The sequence below is a fragment of the Microbulbifer litoralis genome, assembly GCF_023634065.1.
Lineage (GTDB): Bacteria > Pseudomonadota > Gammaproteobacteria > Pseudomonadales > Cellvibrionaceae > Microbulbifer > Microbulbifer litoralis.
Window position 1 is genome coordinate 125035 of sequence record NZ_JALKCV010000003.1, and the last position, 22588, is coordinate 147622.

A 22588-nucleotide genomic window follows, 5' to 3' on the forward strand; every position below is an offset into this window, starting at 1 on the left:
ATTGTCGGCCAGTCGCGGCGATTATAGAAGGTCTGGTCCGCCGAAAGTGCGAACCAGTACGGGAAGACGTGGACCGGCGTCGAATTAGAAGCCGGGGATATGCCAGAAGAGGTTGTAGACGAAACCGGGCATGTTCGCCATCTGGGCGAACCCGAGCAGTAGTTTGTCCGCCACCGTCAGCAGGATGAAGACGAAGATCGGGCTGATGTCGATCATGCCCAGCGGTGGTATCAGCCGCCGCACCGGCGCACAGAAGGGTTCCAGCAGCTGGCGCAGCAGCATCAGTGCCGGATGGCCGCTCTGCGGGGCGATCCAGCTGAACACGATGGAAATCAGCATACCGACGAAGACGATCGCAATCACCGTCGAGACGCAGCCGATCAGCGACCACAGCAGTGCACTGAGCGGATTGAACAGGCCCGCGCCAGCCAGCAGCCCGCAGCCGAGGATCATTATCCAGCCCACCAGCACCGCCAGCACCACCGACGCCATATCCACACCGAGCAGACCCGGTACCACCTTGCGCAGCGGCAGCAACAACGGATTGGTCACTTTTACGATGCCCTGGGAGATGGGATTGTAGAAATCCGCCCGCGCAAGTTGCAGCAGGAAGCGCATCAGCACTGCGAACAGGAACAGGATGCCGAGAGTGGCCGCCAGAAAGACGCCGATATTGCTGAAGGTATTGACCATCGAAAATCCCTTTTGGGTAACAGGAACACAGCACCTTTTCGAGGGCGCCGCACAATCAAATCAGTTATCCAGTTCTTTCGCCATTTCGGCTGCGCGCGCGGCGCAGTCACTCATCGCGCGCTCCACCAGTTCCGGCAAGCCGCCGTTCTGGAAGCGTACGATGGCGCGCTCGGTGGTGCCATTGGGGGACATCACGTTGCGCTTCAACTGGGCCACATCCACATCGCTGGCGACCGCCAGTTTCGCCGCCCCCAGGGCGGTTTGCAAGGTGAGCCGCTCGGCGTCCGCGCGCGCCATGCCCGCTTTTTCCGCCGCGTCGATCATGGATTCCATAAACTGGAAATAGTAGGCGGGACCGGAGCCGGAGACCGCGATCACCCGGTCGATGCCGGATTCCTCATCGACCCAGATGGCGATGCCGACCGCCTCGGCCATTTTTTCCGCAACCTGCCTCTGCGCGTCGGTGACGCCGTCACCGGCATACAGGCCGGTGACACCGGTACCCACCAGCGCCGGCGTATTGGGCATGGCGCGCACGATCGGCACGCCGGTGCCCAGCCAGCGACGGTAGGCCGCCAGCGGGATGCCCGCGGCCAAGGTGACGACCAGCGGCTTGCGCGCCGCAACCTGCGGGGCGATGGAGACGCACAGCTCTTTCATCATCTGTGGCTTCACCGACAGTACCAGCACATCCGCCTCCCCCACCGCGGCACCGTTATCGGTGCCGACCTGAACTCCGGTTTTGGCGGCGAAATCGGCCAGTTTCTGTTCGTCGCGGCCGGTGGCCAGGATCCTGTCCGCCGGGTAACCACTGGCCACCAGGCCGCCGATCACCGCGCCGGCCATATTGCCGGCACCACCGATAAACACCATTTTTGCTTCTGACATCTGATACTCCTGTCTGTTGTCCGCACCCGGCGCCGCGGGCAGCCTGCCCCGCTCCCGTTGTCAGTCCCGCGTCCCGAAAATGTCGGTGCCGACGCGCACCATCGTCGCGCCGCTGCCAATGGCCGCCTCCAGGTCTCCGGACATGCCCATGGACAGGGTGTCCAGTGGCTGACCCGGCAGCTCTGTGCGCAGCTGCGCCAGCAACTGCGCCAGTTGCTCGAAGGGTTCGCGCTGCGCTTCCGGGTGCCGCGGTGCCGGTATCGCCATCAGGCCACGCAATACCAACCCCGGCAGCGCCGCCACCGCCGCGGCCAGCGCCGGCAGCCCATCCGGCAGCACCCCGGATTTGCTCTGCTCGCCATCGATATTCACCTGCAGGCAGATATTCAGCGGCGGCCTGCCCCGCGGCCGCTGGGCGGACAGGCGCTGGGCAATTTTCAGGCGATCAACACTGTGCATCCAGTCAAAGCGCTCCGCCACCGCACGGGTCTTGTTCGACTGCAGCGGGCCGATGAAGTGCCACTCGATGGCCAGGTCCGCCAGCTGCCCCTGTTTCTCCAGCGCCTCCTGCAGGTAGTTTTCGCCGAAACACCGCTGCCCCGCATCGAAAGCGGCGCGCAGGTCCCCCGCCGGGCGGGTCTTGGACACGGCCAGCAGCTGTACCCCACCCGGATCGCGGCCACAGGCCTCGCAGCATGTGACGATCCGCTCACGCACGGCACGGAGGTTTTCGACGATGGTCCCTTTGCGCATATACTGGTGCCCTTACCGAACTAGGCGGGCAATTCTAACCGAGGCCCCCACAAGAACCATAAGGTAGCAGTATGGACATCACAGAACTCCTCGCCTTCAGTGCCAAGCAGAACGCCTCCGACCTGCACCTCTCCGCCGGCCTGCCGCCGATGATCCGTGTGGACGGCGACGTGCGGCGTATCAACCTGCCGCCGATGGAGCACAAGCAGGTGCACCAGCTGATCTACGAGATCATGAACGACAAGCAGCGCAAGGACTACGAGGAGTTCCTGGAGACGGACTTCTCCTTCGAGGTGCCGGGCGTGGCGCGCTTCCGGGTCAACGCCTTCAACCACAACCGCGGTGCCGGTGCCGTATTCCGGACGATTCCGTCCAAGGTGCTGACGATGGAAGACCTGGGCATGGGCCAGGTGTTCAAGCAGATATCCGACACGCCGCGCGGCCTGGTACTGGTGACCGGCCCGACCGGTTCCGGTAAGTCCACCACCCTGGCGGCGATGATGGACTACATCAACGACAACAAGTACGAGCATATCCTCACGGTCGAGGACCCGATCGAATTCGTGCACGAGTCCAAGAAATGCCTGGTCAACCAGCGGGAAGTGCACCGCGACACCCACGGCTTCTCCGAGGCGCTGCGCTCGGCGCTGCGGGAAGACCCGGACATCATCCTGGTGGGCGAGCTGCGGGACCTGGAGACCATCCGCCTGGCGCTGACCGCGGCCGAGACCGGGCACCTGGTATTCGGCACCCTGCACACCACCTCCGCCGCCAAGACCATCGACCGGGTAGTGGACGTCTTCCCGGCCGAGGAGAAATCCATGGTGCGCTCGATGCTGTCGGAATCCCTGCAGGCGGTAGTCTCGCAGACGCTGATGAAGCGCAGCGGCGGCGGCCGCGTGGCGGCGCACGAAATCATGCGCGGCACCCCGGCGATCCGCAACCTGATCCGCGAAGACAAGGTGGCGCAGATGTACTCCGCCATCCAGACCGGCGCCAGCGTCGGCATGCAGACCATGGACCAGTGCCTGCTGGAGCTGGTGGAGAAGCGCATCATCACCCGCGAAGTCGCGCGCGAAAAAGCCAAGATGCCGGAGAATTTTTAAAAACGGGACTCGGGACTCGGGACTCGGGACTCGGGACTCGGGACTCGGAAAAGGCTAAATCCCGGGGCCGCGGAGCTCCAGCTCGGCTCCCGGGCCGCAGGCCCGCCACAACACACGAATAACAAGCGGTAACACCATGGAAATCGAAAGACTGCTACAACTTGTCGTCGAAAAAGGCGCATCCGACCTCTTCGTCACCGCCGGCGTACCGCCATCCATCAAGGTGCACGGCAAGGTGATCCCCGCCAGCAGCAGCGCGCTGACACCGGAAAAGGCGCGCGAGTTGGTGGTCGGCATCATGAACGAAAAGCAGCGGCGCGAATTCGCCGAGAAGAAGGAGCTGAACTTCGCCATCGCCGTGCGCAACGTGGGCCGCTTCCGGGTGTCCGCCTTCTTCCAGCGCAACCTGGTGGGCATGGTACTGCGCCGCATCGAGACCAAGATCCCCACCGTCGACGGCCTGGGCCTGCCGGAGATCCTCAAGGAACTGGCGATGACCAAGCGCGGGCTGATCATCTTCGTCGGCGCCACCGGTACCGGTAAGTCCACCTCGCTCGCCTCCCTGATCGGCCACCGCAACGAAAACTCCAAGGGCCATATCATCTCCATCGAGGACCCGATCGAATTCGTGCACCAGCACCGCGGCTGTATCGTCACCCAACGCGAGGTGGGCCTGGATACCGAATCCTTCGAGATAGCCCTGAAGAATACCCTGCGCCAGGCGCCGGACGTGATCCTGATCGGCGAGGTGCGCTCGCGCGAGACCATGGAACACGCCATCGCCTTCGCCGAGACCGGCCACCTGTGCCTGTGCACCCTGCACGCCAACAACGCCAACCAGGCGCTCGACCGCATCATCCACTTCTTCCCCGCGGACCGCCACAATCAGTTATGGATGGACCTGTCCCTGAACCTCAAAGCCATGGTCGCCCAGCAATTGGTGCCGACGCCGGATGGCGACGGCCGCCGCGCCTGCCTGGAGATCATGATCAACACCCCGCTGATGTCGGACCTGATCCGCAAGGGCGAGGTGCACAAGATGAAGGAGTTGATGAAACGTTCCAACGAACAGGGTATGCAGACCTTCGACCAGGCCCTGTACGAACTCTACGACCGCGGCGAAATCACCTACGAAGACGCCCTCGCCCACGCCGACTCCGCCAACGACCTGCGCCTGATGATCAAGCTCAAGTCCGAGTCGGACGCCGAGTACCTGAACAGCGCGGCCGGGGAGCTGAGCCTGCAGAACGATTCTGAATATGGAGACGGTGGGCCGCAGTTGTACTGAGCTGCGCTGCACGGCAATCCCACCATGAAAGAAGTTGCACGGGTCACAGGCGGCCTCTGACAACACTACCGGAGACAGATGATGACTCTGTTCAGCGCCTTCTCACTGTTCACCGCCATGCTGTTACTGGCCGTCATCCCCGGCCCCGGGGTCATTGTGGTAATGGCGCGCTCGGTCAGTGGCGGGTTTGTACAGGGCGCGGTGACCACACTGGGTATCGTGCTCGGCGACTACGTCTTTATCGCCCTGTGCCTGTCCGGCCTGGCCTTTGTTGCCGAAGCCATGGGCGGGACCTTTGTCATCATCAAATATCTGGGTGCAGCCTATCTGATATGGATGGGCATCGGACTGATTCGCAGCCCAGCCGCTCCCGAAACAGCGGCAACGCCCCGGAAAAGCTCACTCAGCTCCGCCCTGCTGGTCGGCCTGGGCACCACCCTCGGCAATCCCAAGGCCATCCTGTTTTACCTGAGCATCTTCCCCGCTTTTCTGCCGCTGGAGCAGATCACGGCCGTCGATGTCTCTGCAATTCTGGCGATTACGGCGGTGTCCGTCGGCAGCGTCATGCTCTGCTACGCCTGGCTGGCGGCGCGAGCGGGCACAGTGTTGCAGAAGTCGGCCGGTGCGCGCTCTTTCAACCTGGTCGGCGGCAGCGTGCTGATCGGTGGCGGCGCCCTGCTGGCTGCCCGCGCCTAGTGGGCCAGAGCACGAAGCTCGCGCCGTCATTCACGCCATTTCCTCGATCAACGATTTCACCCCCGACAGCAGCCGCCGGCTGACCTGTGGCCGCTCTTCGACACCGTCGAGCAACACGCGGTAGTTGGCGCCGTCGCGCTGCAGGCCGCTGATGAAGGCTACCGCCACCAGCGCGTTGCGGTGTACACGCACAAAGCGATCGCCGAATTCACTCTCCAGTTCCTTCAGCGATTCGTCCAGGATCGTCTCGCCGCCGGCGTGGTGTGCGACCACGTACTTGCTGTCGGCGACAAAGCAGCGCACCGATGCCACCGGCAGCAGTTCCACGCCGCGGCGGCTGACCGCCTTGATCTGGCGGCGACCGACTGTGTCTGCCGGTGTATCGGTTGTCGACGCCGCTTTCAGTTGCGGCTTGCTGAGGCTGCGCGCGCGGCGGATCGCGGCGGCCAGCTGTTCGCCGGCAACCGGCTTCAGCAGGTAACCCACGGCAGCGGTAGCGAAAGCCGGCAGGGCGAATTCGTCGTGGGCGGTGCAGAAGATGATCGCCGGTGGCGCGGCCATACCCGACAGTGTTTCCGCGAGTTCCAGGCCGCTGCGGCCCGGCATTTCGATATCCAGCAACACCAGGTCGGGGTCCAGCCGCTGCACCTGCTCCAGCGCCGATTCCGCTTCGCCCGCCTCACCCAGCAGTTCGCACTCGTCCAGGTCCTGCAGCTGGCGCGCCAGGCGCGCGCGGGCCAGGGGTTCGTCGTCGACGATCAGTACTTTCAGCGGGCTCACTGCGCCACCTCCACTCGATCCATTGTCCGTTCCGGGGTTTCTGTCGCCGGCAGTTCCAGCGCCACACGATAACCTCGGCCCTCGCGGCCATGCTCAAAGCGGTAGCGGCCACCGTAATGGGCGGCGAGACGCTGGCGGATATTCTCCAGCGCCATGCCGTTGTGCGCGCGGCCGCTAACGCCCGCGTCCCCGGGCAGGGGGTTGTCGATGGTCAGTTGCAGGCGACCGCGCTCGAGCGACAGGTTGACGGCGATCTCGCCGCCGTCGCGCAACCGGGCGACGCCGTGCAGCACCGCGTTCTCGAGCAGCGGCTGCAGCAACAGGCTGGGCACCTCGATATCTGCCGTTCCGCCGGCGATCTCCCAACGTTGCCGCAGCCGCTCGCCCAGGCGCAGCCCTTCAATATCCAGGTAGCGCCGCGCCAGTGCCAGCTCCTGTTCCAGTGGCACCAGTTTGGGGTCCGCCAGGCTGGCGCGGAACAGGGCCGACAGGTCCTCCACCAGCCGCTCGGCACGCTGCGGGTCGATTGAAATCAGGCTGGCGAGACTGTTCATGCTGTTGAACAGGAAGTGCGGGCGGATGCGCGACTGCAATGCCTCGATACGCGCACCCAGCTCGGCGCGCTGCTGGTTGTGCAGCTGCTGCTGTACATAGGCGTAACGCAGTACCACCCCGGCACAGATGGCGCCCACCAGGCAGTCGCCAAGCCAGCGCCAGTAGTCGAACGGCAGTTGCGTCACATAGGCAAGCCAGCCGCGCTGGACCGCCATCACCGCGACCAACACGGCCATCACCGCGGCGAAACTGAGCCCGCCGGCCAGCCTGGCAGGCATGCCCGCCAGGCGCGGTCGCAGCCGGCACAGCAGCGCCGCGGATGGCAGTATCACCCACTGGATGGTCAGGGACACCAGCCCCAGGCGCTGCCAGCTGAATGCGGGCAGGCCGTCCACGCTCAGCACCAGCACCAGCGCCAGCAGCTCTCCCATCAACACCAGCGCCGCCAGCGCGGAGACGCTGCACAGGTTCGGCAGGAAAGGAGCGGGCACGGCAGAAGGTGACGCAGAATCTTTGTCTTCTGCGCCATTTTCGCGAAGCTGCTGCGTTATAATGCCCGCCGGCCGCACGGGCTGTGGGGAATTCATACCACTTGTTATTCTTGCTTTCCCGAATAGATAACCGGGAAGATACCACCAAGCCCGCATAGCTCACAAAGATCCGTAGCGAGGCGGTTCCAGAGTGTGGCATTTCACCCTTCCATTCAGCGATCCAGGGACACCATGAGCAACGACAACGCCTCCCCAAATTCCGCCGCCAACCCCGCTGCCAAGCTGTGGGGCGGCCGATTCAGTGAAGCCACCGACGCCTTTGTGGAGCGCTTCACCGCCTCCGTGATGTTCGACCAGCGTATGGCGCAGGAGGATATCCGCGGCTCCCTGGCCCACGCACAGATGCTGTCGGAAGTGGGCGTGCTAACAGAGGGCGAGTACCGGCAGATCGCCGACGGCCTGCAGGCGATTGCCGCCGAGATCGAGGCCGGCGAATTCCCCTGGTCGGTGGAGCTCGAAGACGTACACATGAATATCGAGGCGCGCCTGACCGACCGTATCGGCGCCACCGGCAAGAAGCTGCACACCGGCCGCTCTCGCAACGACCAGGTGGCTACCGACATCCGCCTGTGGCTGCGCGGCCGTATCGACCAGATCGCGGCCGAGCTGACCCGCCTGCAGAGCGGCCTGGTGGAACTGGCCGAGCGCGAGGCGGACACCATCATGCCCGGCTTCACCCACCTGCAGAGCGCGCAGCCGGTCACCTTCGGCCATCACCTGCTGGCCTGGAACGAGATGCTGGGGCGCGACTACGAACGGCTGATGGACTGCCGCAAGCGCGTCAACCGTTCGCCGCTGGGCGCCGCGGCGCTGGCCGGCACCAGCTACCCGATCAATCGCGCGCGCACCGCCGAGCTGCTGGGATTCGACGCGCCCACGGAAAACTCGCTGGATTCGGTCAGCGATCGCGATTTCGCCATCGAGTTCTGCGCCTTCGCCGCGCTGCTGCTGACGCACCTGTCCCGCGCCAGCGAGGAGCTGGTGCTGTGGACCTCGAGCCAATTCGATTTCATCGACCTGCCGGACCGCTTCTGCACCGGTTCCTCGATCATGCCGCAGAAGAAAAACCCGGACGTGCCGGAGCTGGTGCGCGGCAAGACCGGCCGCGTCAACGGCCACCTGGTTTCACTGCTGACGCTGATGAAGAGCCAGCCGCTGGCCTACAACAAGGACAACCAGGAAGACAAGGAGCCGCTGTTCGACGCCGCCGATACCGCGCTCGACTGCCTGCGCGCCTTCGCCGATATGGCGCCGGCACTGGAAGCCAAAAAAGAAAATATGTACGCGGCCGCGGCCAAGGGCTTCTCCACCGCCACCGACCTGGCGGACTACCTGGTGCGCAAGGGTGTGGCCTTCCGCGATGCCCACGAGATCGTCGGCCAGTCGGTGTCGTTTGCGATCGAACAGGAAAAGGACCTGGCGGAACTGGGCCTGGCGCAGCTGCAGCAGTTTTCCGACCAGATTGGCGAGGATGTATTCGATGTGCTGACGCTGGAAGGGTCCGTGGCCGCGCGCGACCATATCGGCGGCACGGCGCCGGCTCAGGTGCGCGCGGCCTGCGCGCGGGCGAAGAAATTGATCGCGGGGCGCTGAGTTTCGGGAACCTGTTGCCGTCGCCACCACATCCCGGATTCCGGCGCTGCGCGCCTGCATCCGGGCTACGAACTGGGTATCGCGGCTCGGGCAATGGGTAGCCCGGATGGAGCGAAGCGGAATCCGGGAACCTGGCCGTCGCCACCGCTACGGACCGCGGACGGGGTGCCGGGCTTACTCCAGGTTGAGGGAAACGGTTTCGCCCTGCTGCTCGGTGAGGACGCGATCCAGCAGCGTCGGCAGGTCCTCGCCGGTGGTGGTGCACTTCCAGCCCGGCGGCTTGACCCCGGTATTGTCAAAGGAGAGGTGGTAGCCGCCGGAGCGGGCCGCCACCCACAGCTCGCGGTTGGCGGTCTGGCGGGACAGGATCACCTGGCTGCCGTTATCTTCCAGCGTCAGGGTCAGCACTGCGTCCGCGCGCTCGTAATCGATATCCCACTCGCACTCGTCGAGCGCATCTTCAATCGCGATCAGGGTGCGTTCAATGGCCGCTTCGAATTCCGTCTGGCTCATAAAATCGTTACTTCTGTTACCGTTGGCTGTGCTGGGCTCGAGAGCCCGTTATACTAACAGGCTTTTCTTCAAACCACGCCGCAGGACGCTGTCGATGTCGAAAACTCTGCTCCTCTGTCCGGCCCTGGCCCTGCTGCTGAGCGCATGCGGACAGAAAGGCCCCCTCTACCTGCCCCAGGAAGCCGCCTCGCCGGCGCCCGGCGCCGCCACAGTGCCCGCGGCCGCCCCTCCGGCAGCCACCGGGACAAAACAGTCAACCCCATCCGCGGACAAAGAATCCGACCCCGAAAACGAAGAGGAGCCGGCAGTCGAGGAGCCTAAAGTAGAAAAATGAGCGATTTCCATTACCGAGAAGGCGGCCTCTGGGCCGAAGCAGTGCCACTGACGCAGATCGCAGAACAGTTCGGTACCCCCACTTATGTCTACAGCCGCGCGCACTTTGAAAGCCAGTACCGCGCCTACGCCGATGCGCTGGGCGACTATCCGGGGCTGATCTGCTACGCGGTCAAGGCCAACAGCAATCTCGGCATCCTGTCGCTGCTCGCGCAGCTGGGTGCCGGTTTCGACATCGTCTCCGGCGGCGAGCTGGAGCGGGTACTGATGGCCGGCGGCGACCCGGCACGGGTGGTCTTTTCCGGTGTGGGCAAAACCGCGCAGGAAATGCGCCGCGCGCTGGAGGTGGGCGTGCACTGCTTCAATGTCGAATCCACCGCGGAACTGGATCGCCTCGAGGGCGTGGCCGCGGAGATGGGCGTGAAGGCCCCGGTATCCCTGCGGGTGAACCCGGATGTGGATGCCAAGACCCACCCGTACATTTCCACCGGTCTGAAGGAAAACAAATTCGGCATCGCCATCGACAGCGCCCTGTACGCCTACCGCCGCGCGGCGGCATCCGGGCATCTGGACGTGGTCGGCGTGGACTGCCATATCGGCTCGCAACTGACCGAACTGTCGCCGTTTCTCGACGCGCTGGAACGGCTGCTGCTGCTGATCGACCAGTTGGCCGAAGAGGGGATCAAGCTGAAACACCTGGACCTGGGCGGCGGCCTGGGGGTGCGCTACCGCGGCGAGGAGCCGCCGCCGGTAAGCGACTACCTGGGCGCGGTAAAAGAGCGCCTCGACGGGCGCGACCTGGCGCTGGTGCTGGAGCCGGGCCGCTCCATCGCCGCCAACGGCGGCCTGCTGCTGACGCAGGTGGAATTTCTCAAACGCACCGAGGAGCACAACTTCGCCATCGTCGACGCGGCCATGAACGACAACCTGCGCCCGGCGCTCTACCAGGCGTGGCAGGATATCGTCGCCGTGGAACCGGACAACGGCGAGGTGGAGAGCTGGGATATCGTCGGCCCGGTCTGCGAGACCGGCGACTTCCTCGGCAAGCGCCGCGAGCTGGCGCTGCAGCCGGGGCAGCTGCTGGCCATGCTGTCCACCGGGGCCTACGGTTTCAGCATGAGTTCGAATTACAATTCCCGTCCGCGCGCCGCGGAAGTACTGGTGGACGGCGAGCGAACCTTCCTGGTCCGCGCCCGCGAGAGCCTCGCCGACCTGGTGCGCGGCGAGAGTCCGGTACCGGAGAAGAGTTAAAAACGGGACTCGGGACTCAGAAAAGAATACCGGCAGCGGGGCCGACACCGAGTCGGCTTACTGGCTCGGAATTAACAACCCGGCCTTCAAGCGCGGCCATCCGCAGAATACAAGAGAAAGGGAATGCGCCTCAGATTCACCAAAATGCACGGCCTCGGCAACGACTTCGTAATGCTCGACGGCATCAGCCAGCGGGTCAAACTGTCGCCGGAAAAGATCCGCCACCTGGCCGACCGCAACCTGGGCGTGGGCTGTGACCAGGTATTGCTGGTGGAATCGCCGCGCAACCCGGACACCGACTTCCGCTACCGCATCTTCAACGCCGACGGCGGCGAGGTGGAGAATTGCGGCAACGGTGCACGCTGTTTTGCCCGCTTCGTGCGCGAGCGTCGCCTGACCGGCAAGAGCCGGCTGCTGGTGGAAACCGCCGCGGGCATCCTGACCCTGAACCTGCTCGACGACGGCCAGGTCGGTGTCGATATGGGTGCACCGGTACTGGAACCGGAGCAGGTGCCCTTCGCCGCCGATGTGCGCGCCGACAGCTATCCGCTGGAAGTGGACGGCGAGACCTATATGATCGGCGCCGTATCCATGGGCAACCCCCACGCGGTACTGCTGGTGGACAATGTGGACTCGGCACCGGTCGCCGAGCTGGGCCCGAAGATCGAGCACCACGAGCGCTTCCCGCAGCGGGTCAATGTGGGCTTCCTGCAGATCCAGTCCCGCACCGCGGCGCGCCTGCGGGTATTCGAGCGCGGCGTCGGCGAGACCCGCGCCTGCGGCACCGGTGCCTGTGGCGCCATGGTGGCCGCGCGCCTGCGCGACCTGGTCGACGAGGAGGTACGGATCCAGCTCCCCGGCGGCACCCTGACAATCCACTGGAGCGGACCGGGGCAGCCGGTTACCATGACCGGACCTGCGAGTACGGTGTTCCACGGGCAGATAGTGCTCTGACTTCCACCGGTTCAAACCGGAGACGAGAGTCCCGCAGGCAAAACAGACAGGAGTCATCGCAGTCATTCGCCTGCGGGCGGGCTCCCATACAGCGCAACGACAGAATTCTTATGACGGATCACAGCGACGCCACCCAGTCTCCTGACAGCTCGACACAGGCCGGCCCACAGGCAGACCAGCGCAGCAAGAAGCTGCTGGCGCGCCAGGTGGCCCGTTACCTGATCCAGAATCCGGAGTTCTTCGCCGACCATCTGGAACTGCTGGAAACCATCAAGCTGCCGCGGGAAGACGGGCGCACCGTGTCGCTGATGACACACCAGACCAACCTGCTGCGCGAGCGCAATATCGAAATGCGCCAGCGCCTGGACCAGCTGCTGCACAACGCCCGCGACAACGACCAGCTGTTCCTGCACAGCCGCCGCCTGATACTGGCGCTGCTGGAGGCGGAGAATGTGTCCGAGGCCAGTGGCGCCCTGTACCAGAGCTTTCGCGAGGATTTCGGCGTCGAAGTCACCTCGCTGACCCTGTTCGGTCCGCTGCCCGACGGGCACGGCCCCACCGGCGATGTGCGCACCAGCTCCCGCGCCGGCGCAGAGGCTGCCGTCGGCGCCATCCTGCGCAACGGCCGCACCGTGTGTGGCGTGCTGCGCCCGGCGGAAAAGGACTACCTGTTCGGCCGGGACGCGGAAAAAGTCGCCTCCGCCGCCGTGGTGCCGCTGGCCAACCAACTGGGTATCCTCGCCGTGGGTTCCAGCGATCCACAGCACTACCGCTCCAGCCTGGGAACCCTGTTCCTGTCGTATATCGGCGAAGTGCTCGAACGGCTGCTGCCGCGGCTGCTGGAGGGCTGACCTTCAATCCGCGTGCCGGGAAATACGGTGCCACTCGCTTCCCGGATTCCGCTGCGCTCCATCCAGGCTACACGGCCAAGCCCGCTGCCAAGCTGTGGGGCCCACCTCCATGACCGTATCGGCGTAGCCCGGATATAGGCATGCATCGCCGGAATCCGGGAATACGCGGCATTGGTACTCGGGCGTGTATCAGATAGGGCGGCTGCCGTACTTGGGCTGGGGCTTGCGCGGCGGGTCGGCGGTGACTTCCGGATCCACCTCACTGATGGCGCCACCCCGGGCGAGAAATTCCTCGACGTCGGAGCTCAACTGGCTCCTGGCGCGCTGGCGGGAAGTGATACTGCGCTCTTCGGCAAAGTCTTCGGTATCCTTGGTGCGGGAGCTGTTGCCGTGTTCCTGATTACCATCTTTCATAGTCGAGACCCTGTAACTGCTACTCCTGTTACAGAGGAAGTACCCCTGTGCCGGTCAGACCGGGCGCTGTCTGTTTCTGGATAGCCTGAATGCGTTTCGCCGCCGGCGATTCGCTTTCCGGTACGCGCCTCAGTAAGTCGCGGCGAATAATATATAGGCACTGCACGACAGTGCCGCCAGCGGATGGCGGCATCGAGCGTAGAGTTTTTTGTTGCGGAAACCCGGCGATTTATTGCACCTGGTTATTAATTGCACAATGGTGGATATTACCGCCAATGGCGCCCGGGTGAATCCTGCCGACAGGTCTCCGCAGGGAGATGTTTTGTGGCTCCAATACAAGCCACAGAAACAGAAAAAGCCCCGGATGGGGCTTCAGGGAGGGTGCGGCGGTGTTTTCCTCCGCCGCACAGACACCGCGCGGGGTGGCCTATACCGCCTCGCTGCCGGTCTCGCCGGTGCGGATACGAATGACTTCTTCCAGCGCGGTGATGAAGATTTTACCGTCACCGATCTTGCCGGTCTGCGCGGCCTTGGTGATGGCCTCCACGGCGCTGTCCACCATGCTGTCGTCCACCGCCAGCTCCAGCTTGACCTTGGGCAGGAAGTCCACCACATACTCGGCGCCGCGGTAGAGTTCTGTGTGGCCCTTCTGGCGACCAAAGCCCTTGACCTCGGTCACTGTCATGCCCTGCACGCCCACTTCGGAAAGCGCGGTGCGCACGTCATCCAGTTTGAAGGGCTTTACCACAGCCGTTATCAATTTCATTTTGCACTATCCCCTTTTTATGAGGCTCTGGGTTGTTCGCGGTTTGCGGGAGCCCGGGCGGGCCCCCGCTTCGATGAGCAGACTTATTTACCCATGAATTCCGGGTAAGCTTCCATTCCACACTCGACCAAGTCAACACCTTCCTGCTCTTCCTCTTCGCTGACGCGAATACCGGTGACGGCCTTGAGCAGGAACCATACGGCAAAGGAGGCGGCGAAGACCCAGACGAAGATGGTGGCGGCGCCGATCAACTGGCCACTGAAGCTGGAGCCGTCGTTGGTGAGCGGCACCAGCATCAGGCCGAGGAAGCCGACTACGCCGTGCACGGAGATGGCACCCACCGGGTCGTCGATTTTCAGCTTGTCCAGGGTGACGATGGCAAAGACCACCAGCACGCCGCCCAGGGCGCCGAACAGGGTCGCCTGCAGTGCAGTCGGCGTGGACGGCTCGGCGGTGATCGCCACCAGGCCGGCCAGCGCGCCGTTCAGCAGCATGGTCAGGTCGGCCTTGCCGAACAGGATGCGCGCGGTGATCAGCGCGGCGATGGCACCGCCGGCGGCGGCGGTGTTGGTGTTCAGGAACACCATGGCCACGGAGTGCGCACTGGCGGCATCGCCCAGTTTCAGTACGGAACCGCCGTTGAAACCGAACCAGCCCATCCACAGGATGAAGGTACCCAGCGTCGCCAGCGGCAGGTTGGCGCCCGGAATGGCGTAGACCTCGCCGTTGGGACCGTATTTGCCCTTGCGCGCGCCCAACAGCAATACACCGGCCAGGGCCGCGGCGGCGCCCGCCATGTGCACGATGCCGGAACCGGCGAAATCGGAGAAGCCCAGGTCACCCAGATTGTACAGGCCGAAAACTTCCTGGCCGCCCCAGGTCCAGGAACCTTCCAGCGGGTAGATGAAACCGGTCAGCACCACGGCGAATACCAGGAAACTCCACAGCTTCATGCGTTCGGCCACGGCACCGGAGACGATGGACATGGCGGTGGCCACGAACACCACCTGGAAGAAGAAATCGGAAGCGCCGGAATAGACGGAATCACCGTCAAAACCGTTGTCCGCCGAGTCTGCCAGCACGCTTTCCAGGCTGAACGCTTCGATACCGCTCAGCGCCAGGGTGCCGTCATACATGATCGCGTAGCCGCAGATCAGGTACATCACACAGGCAATCGCAAACAGCGCGACGTTCTTGGTGAGAATTTCAGTGGTGTTCTTCGAGCGCACCAGGCCCGCTTCCAACATGGAAAAGCCCGCGGCCATCCACATGACCAGCGCACCGCACACGAGGAAATAAAACGTATCAATTGCATACTGCAATTGAAAAATTTGATTTTCCATCTTTCGCTCCGTTCAATCCCGAGAATTTTGAAAGTTCTAGTTTTTTTCGATGGGCCCGGATATCGCTTCCGGCCCAGCGGTTAAATTGCCTCCGCGCCGGTCTCGCCGGTGCGGATACGTACAACCTGTTCCAGGTCGGAGACGAAAATCTTCCCGTCCCCGATCTTGCCGCTTTGCGCACCGCTGCCCACGGCTTCGAGAACGGCATCCAGCTGGCTGTCTTCCACTGCGATCTGCAGCATGGTTTTGGGCAGGAAATCGACCACATACTCGGCGCCCCGGTAGAGTTCGGTATGCCCTTTCTGTCGGCCAAAGCCCTTCACTTCGCTGACGGTGATCCCGTTGACACCGGCCTCGGCCAGTGCGTCGCGGACAGCGTCCAGCTTGAAGGGTTTGATGATTGCGGTGACCAGTTTCATCTGTGCTCCCCCATAGTAAGGTGGCCCCACTCCGCAAAGCAGGGCCCGCTGTTTACCAGGTGTAAGTGGCCCCGGCGACGACCGAGGGTTCACACCAGTCCGTGTTCCAGCACTCTTCCTCGCTGGCATCGGTACCCACCAGCGAGGCACTCAGGCTCAGGCCGCCGAAGTCCTTGCCGACGGAAACCGAGTAGTCAATGTAGGAATCCGAGCCATCCGACATGAAGGAAACTTCATCGAACATGTTCGCGCCCACATGGAAGCCCAGGCTCACATCCGCCGGCAGGGCGAAGCTGTACTCGGCGTAGGGATAGTAGAACTCCCCGGTAGCGGCCCAGTAGTCATCGGAATAGGCGAGGCCGAGCGTCAGGTCGGAAAAGCTGACACTGCCGTAAACCTCCTGGTAGTCCTCATCCCAATCACTGCCGTGATAGGCATAAAAGATGTAGCCGACATCGAAGCTGACACTGTCACTGAGCTCGCCGGCATAGCCGCCGTATATGTCGTGCTCGAAGTCGGTTTCATCGGCGCCGTAGGCGAAGTCCACCTGCGAGGCCCAGGTTCCCAGGTAAAAGCCGTTGCCGAAATCCAGGTCGACGCCACCCTGTACCGCCGGGCCGCCGTCGCTCTGGGAAATACCGCGGAACTTGTAATCGGTGACCGCGCCCAGGTTCGCGCTGGCGGAGAGGCCGCCGTCGGCCGCATAGGTTGCGACGGTCATGCCCAGGGCCAGTGCCCCGCCGGTCAAAACAGTAGCGATCTTTTTCGTAGTTGTGCCCACCATTGTTCTCCTTGGTCTCTGTGTCTCGTCATAATTTATTATTCGTTCGCAGTCCGCTTCGGGGGGCCGGTCACTGCGGGTTGGTGACGGCCGCTTTCTCGCCTTGTGAGCCTGTAGGAGCCCGGCGGCTGGCGCGGTCCGCAGTGGACCCGATGCACCAAGCTGCACAGGTTTCAGTGCAGGCTTGATGCCAACTTTGCAATCTAATGAAAAATCAACGATTTAACGCAGATCCGGAGACGTCATGGACGGAAGGGAAAAGCAGTGATCGCAGGCGAGACGCACCAAAATGGAACCTGCCCATTAAGCGCGCACAGATGTGGTGATTCATTTAACGCCAGTGAACCAATGCGGAGCACGCATCCGGCATACCAGTGCAAAGTGCGGCCACGGCAATGTGCGGGCGGATAAAATGCGGCGCCGCTTTAGTGTTGCAGGCCCGGGGGGTACAATCTCTTGCCAGGATAGAGCCCATTTTTAGTGAGGGATTGCCGGTGTCAGCGGACAAACTGCAAGAATTATTGCGCGAACTGCAACAACAGGGGGCAGTGGTCACCAGCGACCTTCGCGACGCCCTGGCCGTGGCCCTGGGCCGGCTGCCGCTGGTGTCCCAGCGCGAATTCGACATCCAGTCAGAGATACTGCAGCGCACGCGCGAGAAACTGGCCCGAGTCGAGGCGCAGGTCGAATCACTGGAACAGGCCCTGGCCGAACAGGAAAAAAGGACCCCGCCTCCCGGCGACTGACCGGGCCCCACGGAAGAAGCAGCGCAAGGATGCAATTTTGAGTCTCTCCGTCACCTACAGCCGCGCCCAGCTCGGTGTCTCCGCACCGCTGGTTACCGTTGAAACGCACCTGGCCAACGGCCTGCCGGCTTTCCATATTGTCGGCCTGCCGGAAGCGGCTGTGCGCGAGAGCCGCGACCGGGTACGCAGCGCACTGGTCAACAGCCATTTCGAGTTCCCCCAGCGGCGCATTACCGTCAACCTGGCGCCGGCCGACCTGCCCAAGGAGGGCGGTCGCTACGACCTGGCGATCGCCATCGGCATACTCGCCGCCTCCGGGCAGGTTCCCTGCGAGTCGCTGGAAAACTATGAATTTATTGGCGAGCTGGCGCTGACCGGCGCCCTGCGCGATGTCAGCGGCGCCCTGCCCGCCGCCATCGCCTGCGGCGCCGCGGAGCGCAGACTGGTAGTGCCGCGCGACGGTGGCGCCGAGGCGGCGCTGGCCGGCGGCCAGGTGAAAATCGCGGAATCATTGCTACAGGTATGCGCAGAGTTGCACAACCGCGAATCCATGCCCGCGGCGACAATCGAGACAGGCAATACCGAAGTGGACTGCGCCGACCTGGCGGACGTGCGCGGCCAACTGAAGGCCCGGCGCGCACTGGAAGTGGCCGCGGCCGGCAACCACAACCTGCTGTTCTACGGTCCGCCCGGCACCGGCAAGACAATGCTGGCCAGCCGCCTGCCCGGCATACTGCCGCCACTGCAACAGGATGAGCTGGTCGAAGTGGCCGCGGTCTACTCCAGCGCCGGCCTGTCGCGCCTGCAGTATCGCCCTTTCCGCGCCCCGCACCATTCGGCCTCCCCCACTTCGCTGGTCGGCGGCTGTAAGATCTAAAGTTAATTGCAAATGGACATTGGTAAGTGTAAATATGAGGCAAATAATGTGAAATAAGCCTGAGATATGCTTCGGAAGACCTTTTCTAAGCTTAGAGACCGTGGTGGCAGTAGTATATGGCGTGTGGACGGAATCCGAGAGGTATACTTGCCTCCCGATCCCACCAAAAGTAGGGCAAGGGTTAAAGCGTGCTTTTCAGAGGTGTATGACCACGCTAGAGAGAACCCTTATCATCCGGACAGTACAACAAAAAGAACACTTCTCCTAAATGTTCACTCGGCTGCTTTAGTGCACTTCAGGGTTGGCTCTCTCTGGAAGAACGGCGAGCTCTTCTTTGACCCTCAACCACTTCCAGACTATTTCGAGGTAGACACTAGGGAGGCGAAATTCGTAAGACTTTCCTCCCCCATAAGCATGGACGGGGTGGAAGTAGAAAGATCCATACCATACAGCTGCTTTAGACTTGGAAAGAATTGGCACAAATTATCAGACACCTATTATGTACACCTTAAAGTTCTAAACTCAAACAACAGAACTCCTCTATATATTACTCTTCCTGCATCTGAGGTATACCGGTTTTATGTCGGTGTAAGTGAGCGATTCGCTAGTGCAGCTCTTACTAGGACTCTTCACGAATACTTTGATAAAGGGAAAAGTGTTTCCAGCTCGACGTCACCACTACTGCATGTAAACGGGCCCATCAGCAAGTATGAATCCTTCACTCTACTAAGAGCATTATCCTCAGAGTATGCTTTAAGCTCACTATATGCAGCTCACCAACATCTATCACAAACCAGTGAAAACAACAAACTTAGAAGAAAAGAAGATCAGGAACCTTTAGTTTTAATCCCAAAGTTCCCTTTTGCCGGCAGAACAAAATTAAGAGTTGCAGGTACAAGCGGCTACCATCAAGAAATAGATCCAGTAACTGGACAGCGCATCCAATCCATATTCGCGATGCAGATACTTCACTGTACTCACCCAACAACCTTTTTTGATCCAACCATCCAAAAGGATGAAGTCATATCAAACAAGAGGCCGGGGAGAGGGATCTACGGTAGCAGTGTAGATTTAGAAGAGCTTGGCATCCAAGATGGTGACGCGATCCTTATTGAGGATGGCCCTGCTGACGCCAACATTAGACGCATCAGTATGCGTACGATTTCAAATCGTTTTTTAGCACTTAAGCACCTAAAGTATAATTACCAGAATATCAACAAGATAGGGAAGAAGTCTTTCATGCCAAAGAGTGAAGCTGATCCTGAGGGTTTCACTCTAGGTGATGGCAATTATTCGTCTGAATCTGAGGGGAAAACTGGAGTCTCTGGGCACGAACATCCTGATGAAGGATCAAGTAGAGATATCTCACTTTTCATAAAAACTATTAAAGAAATACAGCTCTTTACTAAGAGTAGAGGATGGAGCATTACCACCCGAACACTTGAAGAAAAGATTACTCCGGGAGAATACAATTTCACGTCATTCCCAGAGAAAGAATTAGCAGGGAAACTTTCTTGGTACAAAATTAAGCATGAGCCAGGAGGACCTAGATCAAGGCATGTCGTATGGGTAGAAATAAACCTACAAGATAATTATTATATATATTTATCCGAACTTGAACTCAGACCAAAAGAGGGTGGCCATAGCACAGCTATAATGCAAACATTAGATTTTTCGAAAATGGAAAACTCTACATTTTCGAAATTTCTAAAATTAACTGCCATCAACAACCGATGGCCCGATGAAAGCACCTATTGGAGCAACGCCAAAGATACGAACGCTGCCGCAAAATTTTTTGACGAAATCTTTCTTAGAAAGGTCAACCATCCTCCGTTCATTAAAAAATTTCAAAAAGAAGACGCACAAAATGACAAAATCCTAAATTCCACTGAAAACGAAAGCTTGCCCTCAAAATGGGCGGAATACATAGTTGAGCAAATTGACAACTTCATTAACTACCAATCAACAAATGCACTTTAAAAAAATGAAATACATTGACTAAGAACTTTCATATCCAGACAGCGCTAAATTGGCAGAGATATTTACTACCACCTCTTCTGGATGGACATTTTTACTGTCAAAATACTTCTGAAATCCTCTAACAAAGATGTACTTTCGCATCAGATGAATGTGCCTCCACTCTGTTATCGAGTATTTCCAATTCTTTTCTTGTTTACCACATTGGCGTTCCCAAGAATAAGCCTTTCGTCATAGTGCTTAGAAAAATAGTAGTCTCCATTAAATGCGAGGAACCAAGCGAACCTCCCATTCGGATACCGTCTAATCTGAAGCTCTCCGACGTTCGCGTGGTTGGCAAGACTTAGATATGCGCGCCACAGCGTTCTAGTATGGCGATCATATGTACCAAAGAGATATTCACGCTCGTCTGCAAAGGACAGATTGCTGAATAGCAGGACCGCCGAAAGCTTGACTTTATGCCCGCTGGTAATTTCCCAGTTGCTTCCGCTATACCAATAACTTAGTGCCTGGAAGATACCTTTTGAAGATTTCCCGTGAAAACCTTTGTCGCTCCTGGGATCAAGGAATTTTACTTCGACACCCATGTACTGGTCGGCAAACCCGGCGCGCTGCAGGATCGGCTTTGGCCGGATCACAAAATCAATCCTGAGATTTTTTTGCTCTTGATCAATAGTGCCGACGCCGTCAACTTCCTCGTAAATCTCAAACCACCGGGAAAAATTCTGCCTAAACCAGTACGAAAGCTCTGACTCCGAAGACCATCGGCTTTCCAGTGCGTCGATATGCGTAATCCGCTGCTTTACGAGATAACTTTCAAACAGCCGGTGAATCTCGCAATCGGGGTGTTCGGCCCTAAAGTCCTTGATCACTTGATTAATTTTTCTCGAGAAAGAATCATTTAGATCGACGCTACGTGGGCGCGGAGACAATGAAGGGCGGTTTTTGGCCCATTCTTTCTGTATTTCCTCCAGAAACCCGAGCCTGACGCTGGAATAGTACTCAGCTATATCCTCGTCAAATGGCCTTGGCGGTGCAGAGACGCGCTTCTTAGACACTTCACTTCCCACGGCCTGCCCGCAAATCAGACACTGATAGGCGTAAGCTGTCCCTCTTCCTTTCTGCCGTTCGCGCAATTCTCGGTGATTGCGGCAATCGTGCTCAAGGTCCTCAATGCACGTCGCATTGGCTAGATACTGTGTGCCCATAGGATTTGCCATTTGTTATGTTTGGTTTATCTCATGGATGTTGAAGCAATTAATCTGGATCCGGAGGAAACAGAACTGGGATTTAGGGGCTCACCAAACCTGACAGCCGGGCCATTTCCTCTCGGTGCCAACGCAGGTACTCTCGGTGCCCAGCGGTCAACTTCGCGAGTGGCGTGACACACATATCCCCGTCCAAATGCAGAGCAGGGTCCGGATTAAAGTGGTTGGCGAAGACAATGGAGCCGTCCTCCTCGAAAGAGAGCAAGAAGGCGTCAAAGGCTGCATCCAGGGTCGGGCTCAGGAGTAAGCCATTGTCTGGATCGGTTTTCTGGTCTGGCTCGCATTGGGCCCATGGCCGGATATGTGCCGCACGAAGCAGCTGAGTCCCGCCGGTGATCGCACATCGCCCTTCCCAGTGCCTTTCTACTGCCCGCTTAAACCGGTAGTGTCCTACACGTCGGCTACCGGTTGCTTTAACGTCACCCCCCGGACGGTGCTGGCCCAAAGAGCCAGGCCCTTGCGGTTCGCTAGACCAATGCGCATAGACCGACCTGAGCTCTTGCGAAAAGAATTCTAGCTGCCCCTCCTCACTCGTTCCGCGAGCCAAGCGCCCCACATTCACAGCGAGACGAAAAAACCCCGGACCCGGCATGTGTGAATCCTCCCTGGTTACCAGAACCGAAAGCAGCGGGGCACCGGCGCTGTGTTCCTGCCGGGAAATTTCGTCGAGCAGCCTGAAGAAATAATTGCGGTCATCGTCAGTCTCCATGGACAACCCGATCCGAGTCGCCAGGGAGAGGTAGTGTGGCAGCTGCAAGGCCTGCTGGGTCCGCGGATCCCGCGCTATCGCCTCCAATGCACCGCGGAGTCTCTTTAGATCGAGCTGTGGAACTCGCCGGCTAGGCACTGGCCGATCTCCGGTTGGTTTGCTGCTGGACTTGCTATCCCGCGGTCTCTTACGCGATTCATGCCAGGCTGGATCGGTCAGGCTCTTGCCGCGGATACGCGAAACCTCATACCGCAGCTCCTCTGCCTTCCCAAGGCAGGTATCCAGGGCCTGCTGCCACTTTTCCGGGCCCGGCCAGTGATCGCTTAACAGATCCTCGAGCTGCATCTGGTACAGCCATTTGCCACTACCCTGATCACCAGCGCGTAGCTCCGCGTTTTTCGCGGTCCAGTTGAGATTGATACAGGCTTTTCTCATTTCCCTACCCTAAAGATTCGGGACGCGACTCAACTTGGTGTGGCACCT

General features: G+C 60.6%; 23 protein-coding genes and 1 pseudogene. 11 read left to right on the forward strand and 13 right to left on the reverse strand.

The window, feature by feature from the left end; all coding sequences use genetic code 11:
* Positions 1-84: 84 nt before the first annotated feature.
* The 3 genes from MWN76_RS06220 to MWN76_RS06230 are packed head-to-tail and all read right to left on the reverse strand — an operon-like array spanning position 85 to position 2334.
* Complete coding sequence (locus MWN76_RS06220) at positions 85-693, reverse strand: YggT family protein (protein WP_250460260.1); 609 nt, start codon at positions 691-693, stop codon at positions 85-87.
* A 60-nt stretch (positions 694-753) separates the two neighbouring features.
* Positions 754-1581, reverse strand: coding sequence for a pyrroline-5-carboxylate reductase (proC, locus tag MWN76_RS06225; RefSeq protein ID WP_250460262.1), 828 nt, complete (start codon positions 1579-1581; stop codon positions 754-756).
* 60 nt (positions 1582-1641) lie between these two features.
* Positions 1642-2334, reverse strand: coding sequence for a YggS family pyridoxal phosphate-dependent enzyme (locus tag MWN76_RS06230; protein ID WP_250460264.1), 693 nt, complete (start codon positions 2332-2334; stop codon positions 1642-1644).
* 71 nt (positions 2335-2405) lie between these two features.
* Between MWN76_RS06230 and MWN76_RS06235 the strand changes: the two genes are divergently transcribed.
* The 3 genes from MWN76_RS06235 to MWN76_RS06245 all read left to right on the forward strand — a co-directional run bounded on the left by MWN76_RS06235 (position 2406) and on the right by MWN76_RS06245 (position 5424).
* Positions 2406-3440: a type IV pilus twitching motility protein PilT gene (locus MWN76_RS06235; RefSeq protein ID WP_250460266.1), complete on the forward strand. Its 1035-nt coding sequence runs from the start codon at positions 2406-2408 to the stop codon at positions 3438-3440.
* A 136-nt stretch (positions 3441-3576) separates the two neighbouring features.
* Positions 3577-4728 carry a PilT/PilU family type 4a pilus ATPase gene (locus MWN76_RS06240; protein WP_250460268.1) on the forward strand — a complete coding sequence of 384 codons (1152 nt, stop codon included), beginning with the start codon at positions 3577-3579 and terminating at the stop codon, positions 4726-4728.
* Positions 4729-4806: 78 nt separating this feature from the next.
* Complete coding sequence (locus tag MWN76_RS06245) at positions 4807-5424, forward strand: LysE family translocator (protein WP_250460270.1); 618 nt, start codon at positions 4807-4809, stop codon at positions 5422-5424.
* A gap of 30 nt (positions 5425-5454) precedes the next feature.
* On the opposite strand, the gene MWN76_RS06250 is transcribed toward MWN76_RS06245, so the two are convergent.
* Positions 5455-6204: a LytR/AlgR family response regulator transcription factor gene (locus tag MWN76_RS06250; protein WP_345780055.1), complete on the reverse strand. Its 750-nt coding sequence runs from the start codon at positions 6202-6204 to the stop codon at positions 5455-5457.
* Positions 6201-7250: a sensor histidine kinase gene (locus MWN76_RS06255; RefSeq protein WP_250460272.1), complete on the reverse strand. Its 1050-nt coding sequence runs from the start codon at positions 7248-7250 to the stop codon at positions 6201-6203. The genes MWN76_RS06250 and MWN76_RS06255 overlap by 4 nt, the downstream gene beginning before the upstream one ends.
* Before the next feature lie 231 nt (positions 7251-7481).
* Here MWN76_RS06255 and argH point away from each other — a divergent pair, with 231 nt between their 5' ends.
* Entirely contained in the window at positions 7482-8903 is a 1422-nt protein-coding gene (gene argH / locus MWN76_RS06260; RefSeq protein WP_250460274.1) for an argininosuccinate lyase, read from the forward strand.
* Positions 8904-9077: 174 nt separating this feature from the next.
* Here the strand turns inward: argH and cyaY are convergent, their stop codons facing one another.
* Positions 9078-9416 carry an iron donor protein CyaY gene (gene cyaY, locus MWN76_RS06265; protein WP_250460275.1) on the reverse strand — a complete coding sequence of 113 codons (339 nt, stop codon included), beginning with the start codon at positions 9414-9416 and terminating at the stop codon, positions 9078-9080.
* Between the two features lie 94 nt (positions 9417-9510).
* Between cyaY and lptM the strand changes: the two genes are divergently transcribed.
* The 4 genes from lptM (at position 9511) to MWN76_RS06285 (ending at position 12805) form a co-directional block, all read left to right on the forward strand.
* Positions 9511-9750: an LPS translocon maturation chaperone LptM gene (gene lptM / locus MWN76_RS06270; RefSeq protein WP_250460277.1), complete on the forward strand. Its 240-nt coding sequence runs from the start codon at positions 9511-9513 to the stop codon at positions 9748-9750.
* Positions 9747-11000 (forward strand): diaminopimelate decarboxylase, encoded by a 1254-nt coding sequence (gene lysA, locus MWN76_RS06275; RefSeq protein ID WP_250460279.1) that lies wholly within the window; start codon positions 9747-9749, stop codon positions 10998-11000. Before lptM ends, lysA begins: the two co-directional genes overlap by 4 nt.
* A gap of 123 nt (positions 11001-11123) precedes the next feature.
* The gene (gene dapF, locus MWN76_RS06280; RefSeq protein WP_250460281.1) at positions 11124-11954 is read left to right on the forward strand and encodes a diaminopimelate epimerase; all 831 of its coding nucleotides are present in this window, start codon (positions 11124-11126) and stop codon (positions 11952-11954) included.
* 110 nt (positions 11955-12064) lie between these two features.
* Positions 12065-12805, forward strand: a complete 741-nt coding sequence (locus MWN76_RS06285; RefSeq protein WP_250460282.1) for a DUF484 family protein — start codon at positions 12065-12067, stop codon at positions 12803-12805.
* 189 nt (positions 12806-12994) lie between these two features.
* Here the strand turns inward: MWN76_RS06285 and MWN76_RS06290 are convergent, their stop codons facing one another.
* From MWN76_RS06290 to MWN76_RS06310, 5 genes are all read right to left on the reverse strand, one after another.
* On the reverse strand, positions 12995-13219 hold the full coding sequence (locus MWN76_RS06290; RefSeq protein WP_250460284.1) for a hypothetical protein: 225 nt from the start codon (positions 13217-13219) through the stop codon (positions 12995-12997).
* Positions 13220-13646: 427 nt separating this feature from the next.
* A complete protein-coding gene (locus tag MWN76_RS06295) occupies positions 13647-13985 on the reverse strand; it encodes a P-II family nitrogen regulator (protein ID WP_043319767.1) in 339 nt (112 codons plus the stop codon).
* An 83-nt stretch (positions 13986-14068) separates the two neighbouring features.
* Complete coding sequence (locus tag MWN76_RS06300; RefSeq protein WP_250460285.1) at positions 14069-15328, reverse strand: ammonium transporter; 1260 nt, start codon at positions 15326-15328, stop codon at positions 14069-14071.
* A gap of 80 nt (positions 15329-15408) precedes the next feature.
* Complete coding sequence (locus MWN76_RS06305; RefSeq protein ID WP_250460286.1) at positions 15409-15747, reverse strand: P-II family nitrogen regulator; 339 nt, start codon at positions 15745-15747, stop codon at positions 15409-15411.
* Positions 15748-15799: 52 nt separating this feature from the next.
* The gene (locus tag MWN76_RS06310) at positions 15800-16528 is read right to left on the reverse strand and encodes a TorF family putative porin (RefSeq protein ID WP_250460287.1); all 729 of its coding nucleotides are present in this window, start codon (positions 16526-16528) and stop codon (positions 15800-15802) included.
* Between the two features lie 494 nt (positions 16529-17022).
* Between MWN76_RS06310 and MWN76_RS06315 the strand changes: the two genes are divergently transcribed.
* From MWN76_RS06315 to MWN76_RS06325, 3 genes and pseudogenes are all read left to right on the forward strand, one after another.
* On the forward strand, positions 17023-17274 hold the full coding sequence (locus MWN76_RS06315) for an accessory factor UbiK family protein (RefSeq protein WP_250460288.1): 252 nt from the start codon (positions 17023-17025) through the stop codon (positions 17272-17274).
* Positions 17275-17311: 37 nt separating this feature from the next.
* A pseudogene (locus tag MWN76_RS06320) lies at positions 17312-18139 on the forward strand (YifB family Mg chelatase-like AAA ATPase); the annotation flags it as partial.
* 135 nt (positions 18140-18274) lie between these two features.
* Complete coding sequence (locus MWN76_RS06325; protein WP_250460289.1) at positions 18275-20131, forward strand: hypothetical protein; 1857 nt, start codon at positions 18275-18277, stop codon at positions 20129-20131.
* A gap of 164 nt (positions 20132-20295) precedes the next feature.
* Here the strand turns inward: MWN76_RS06325 and MWN76_RS06330 are convergent, their stop codons facing one another.
* Together MWN76_RS06330 and MWN76_RS21260 are read right to left on the reverse strand one after the other, a co-directional pair.
* Complete coding sequence (locus tag MWN76_RS06330; protein ID WP_250460290.1) at positions 20296-21336, reverse strand: hypothetical protein; 1041 nt, start codon at positions 21334-21336, stop codon at positions 20296-20298.
* An 82-nt stretch (positions 21337-21418) separates the two neighbouring features.
* Positions 21419-22540, reverse strand: coding sequence for an HNH endonuclease (locus MWN76_RS21260; RefSeq protein ID WP_425606600.1), 1122 nt, complete (start codon positions 22538-22540; stop codon positions 21419-21421).
* Positions 22541-22588 lie beyond the last annotated feature (48 nt).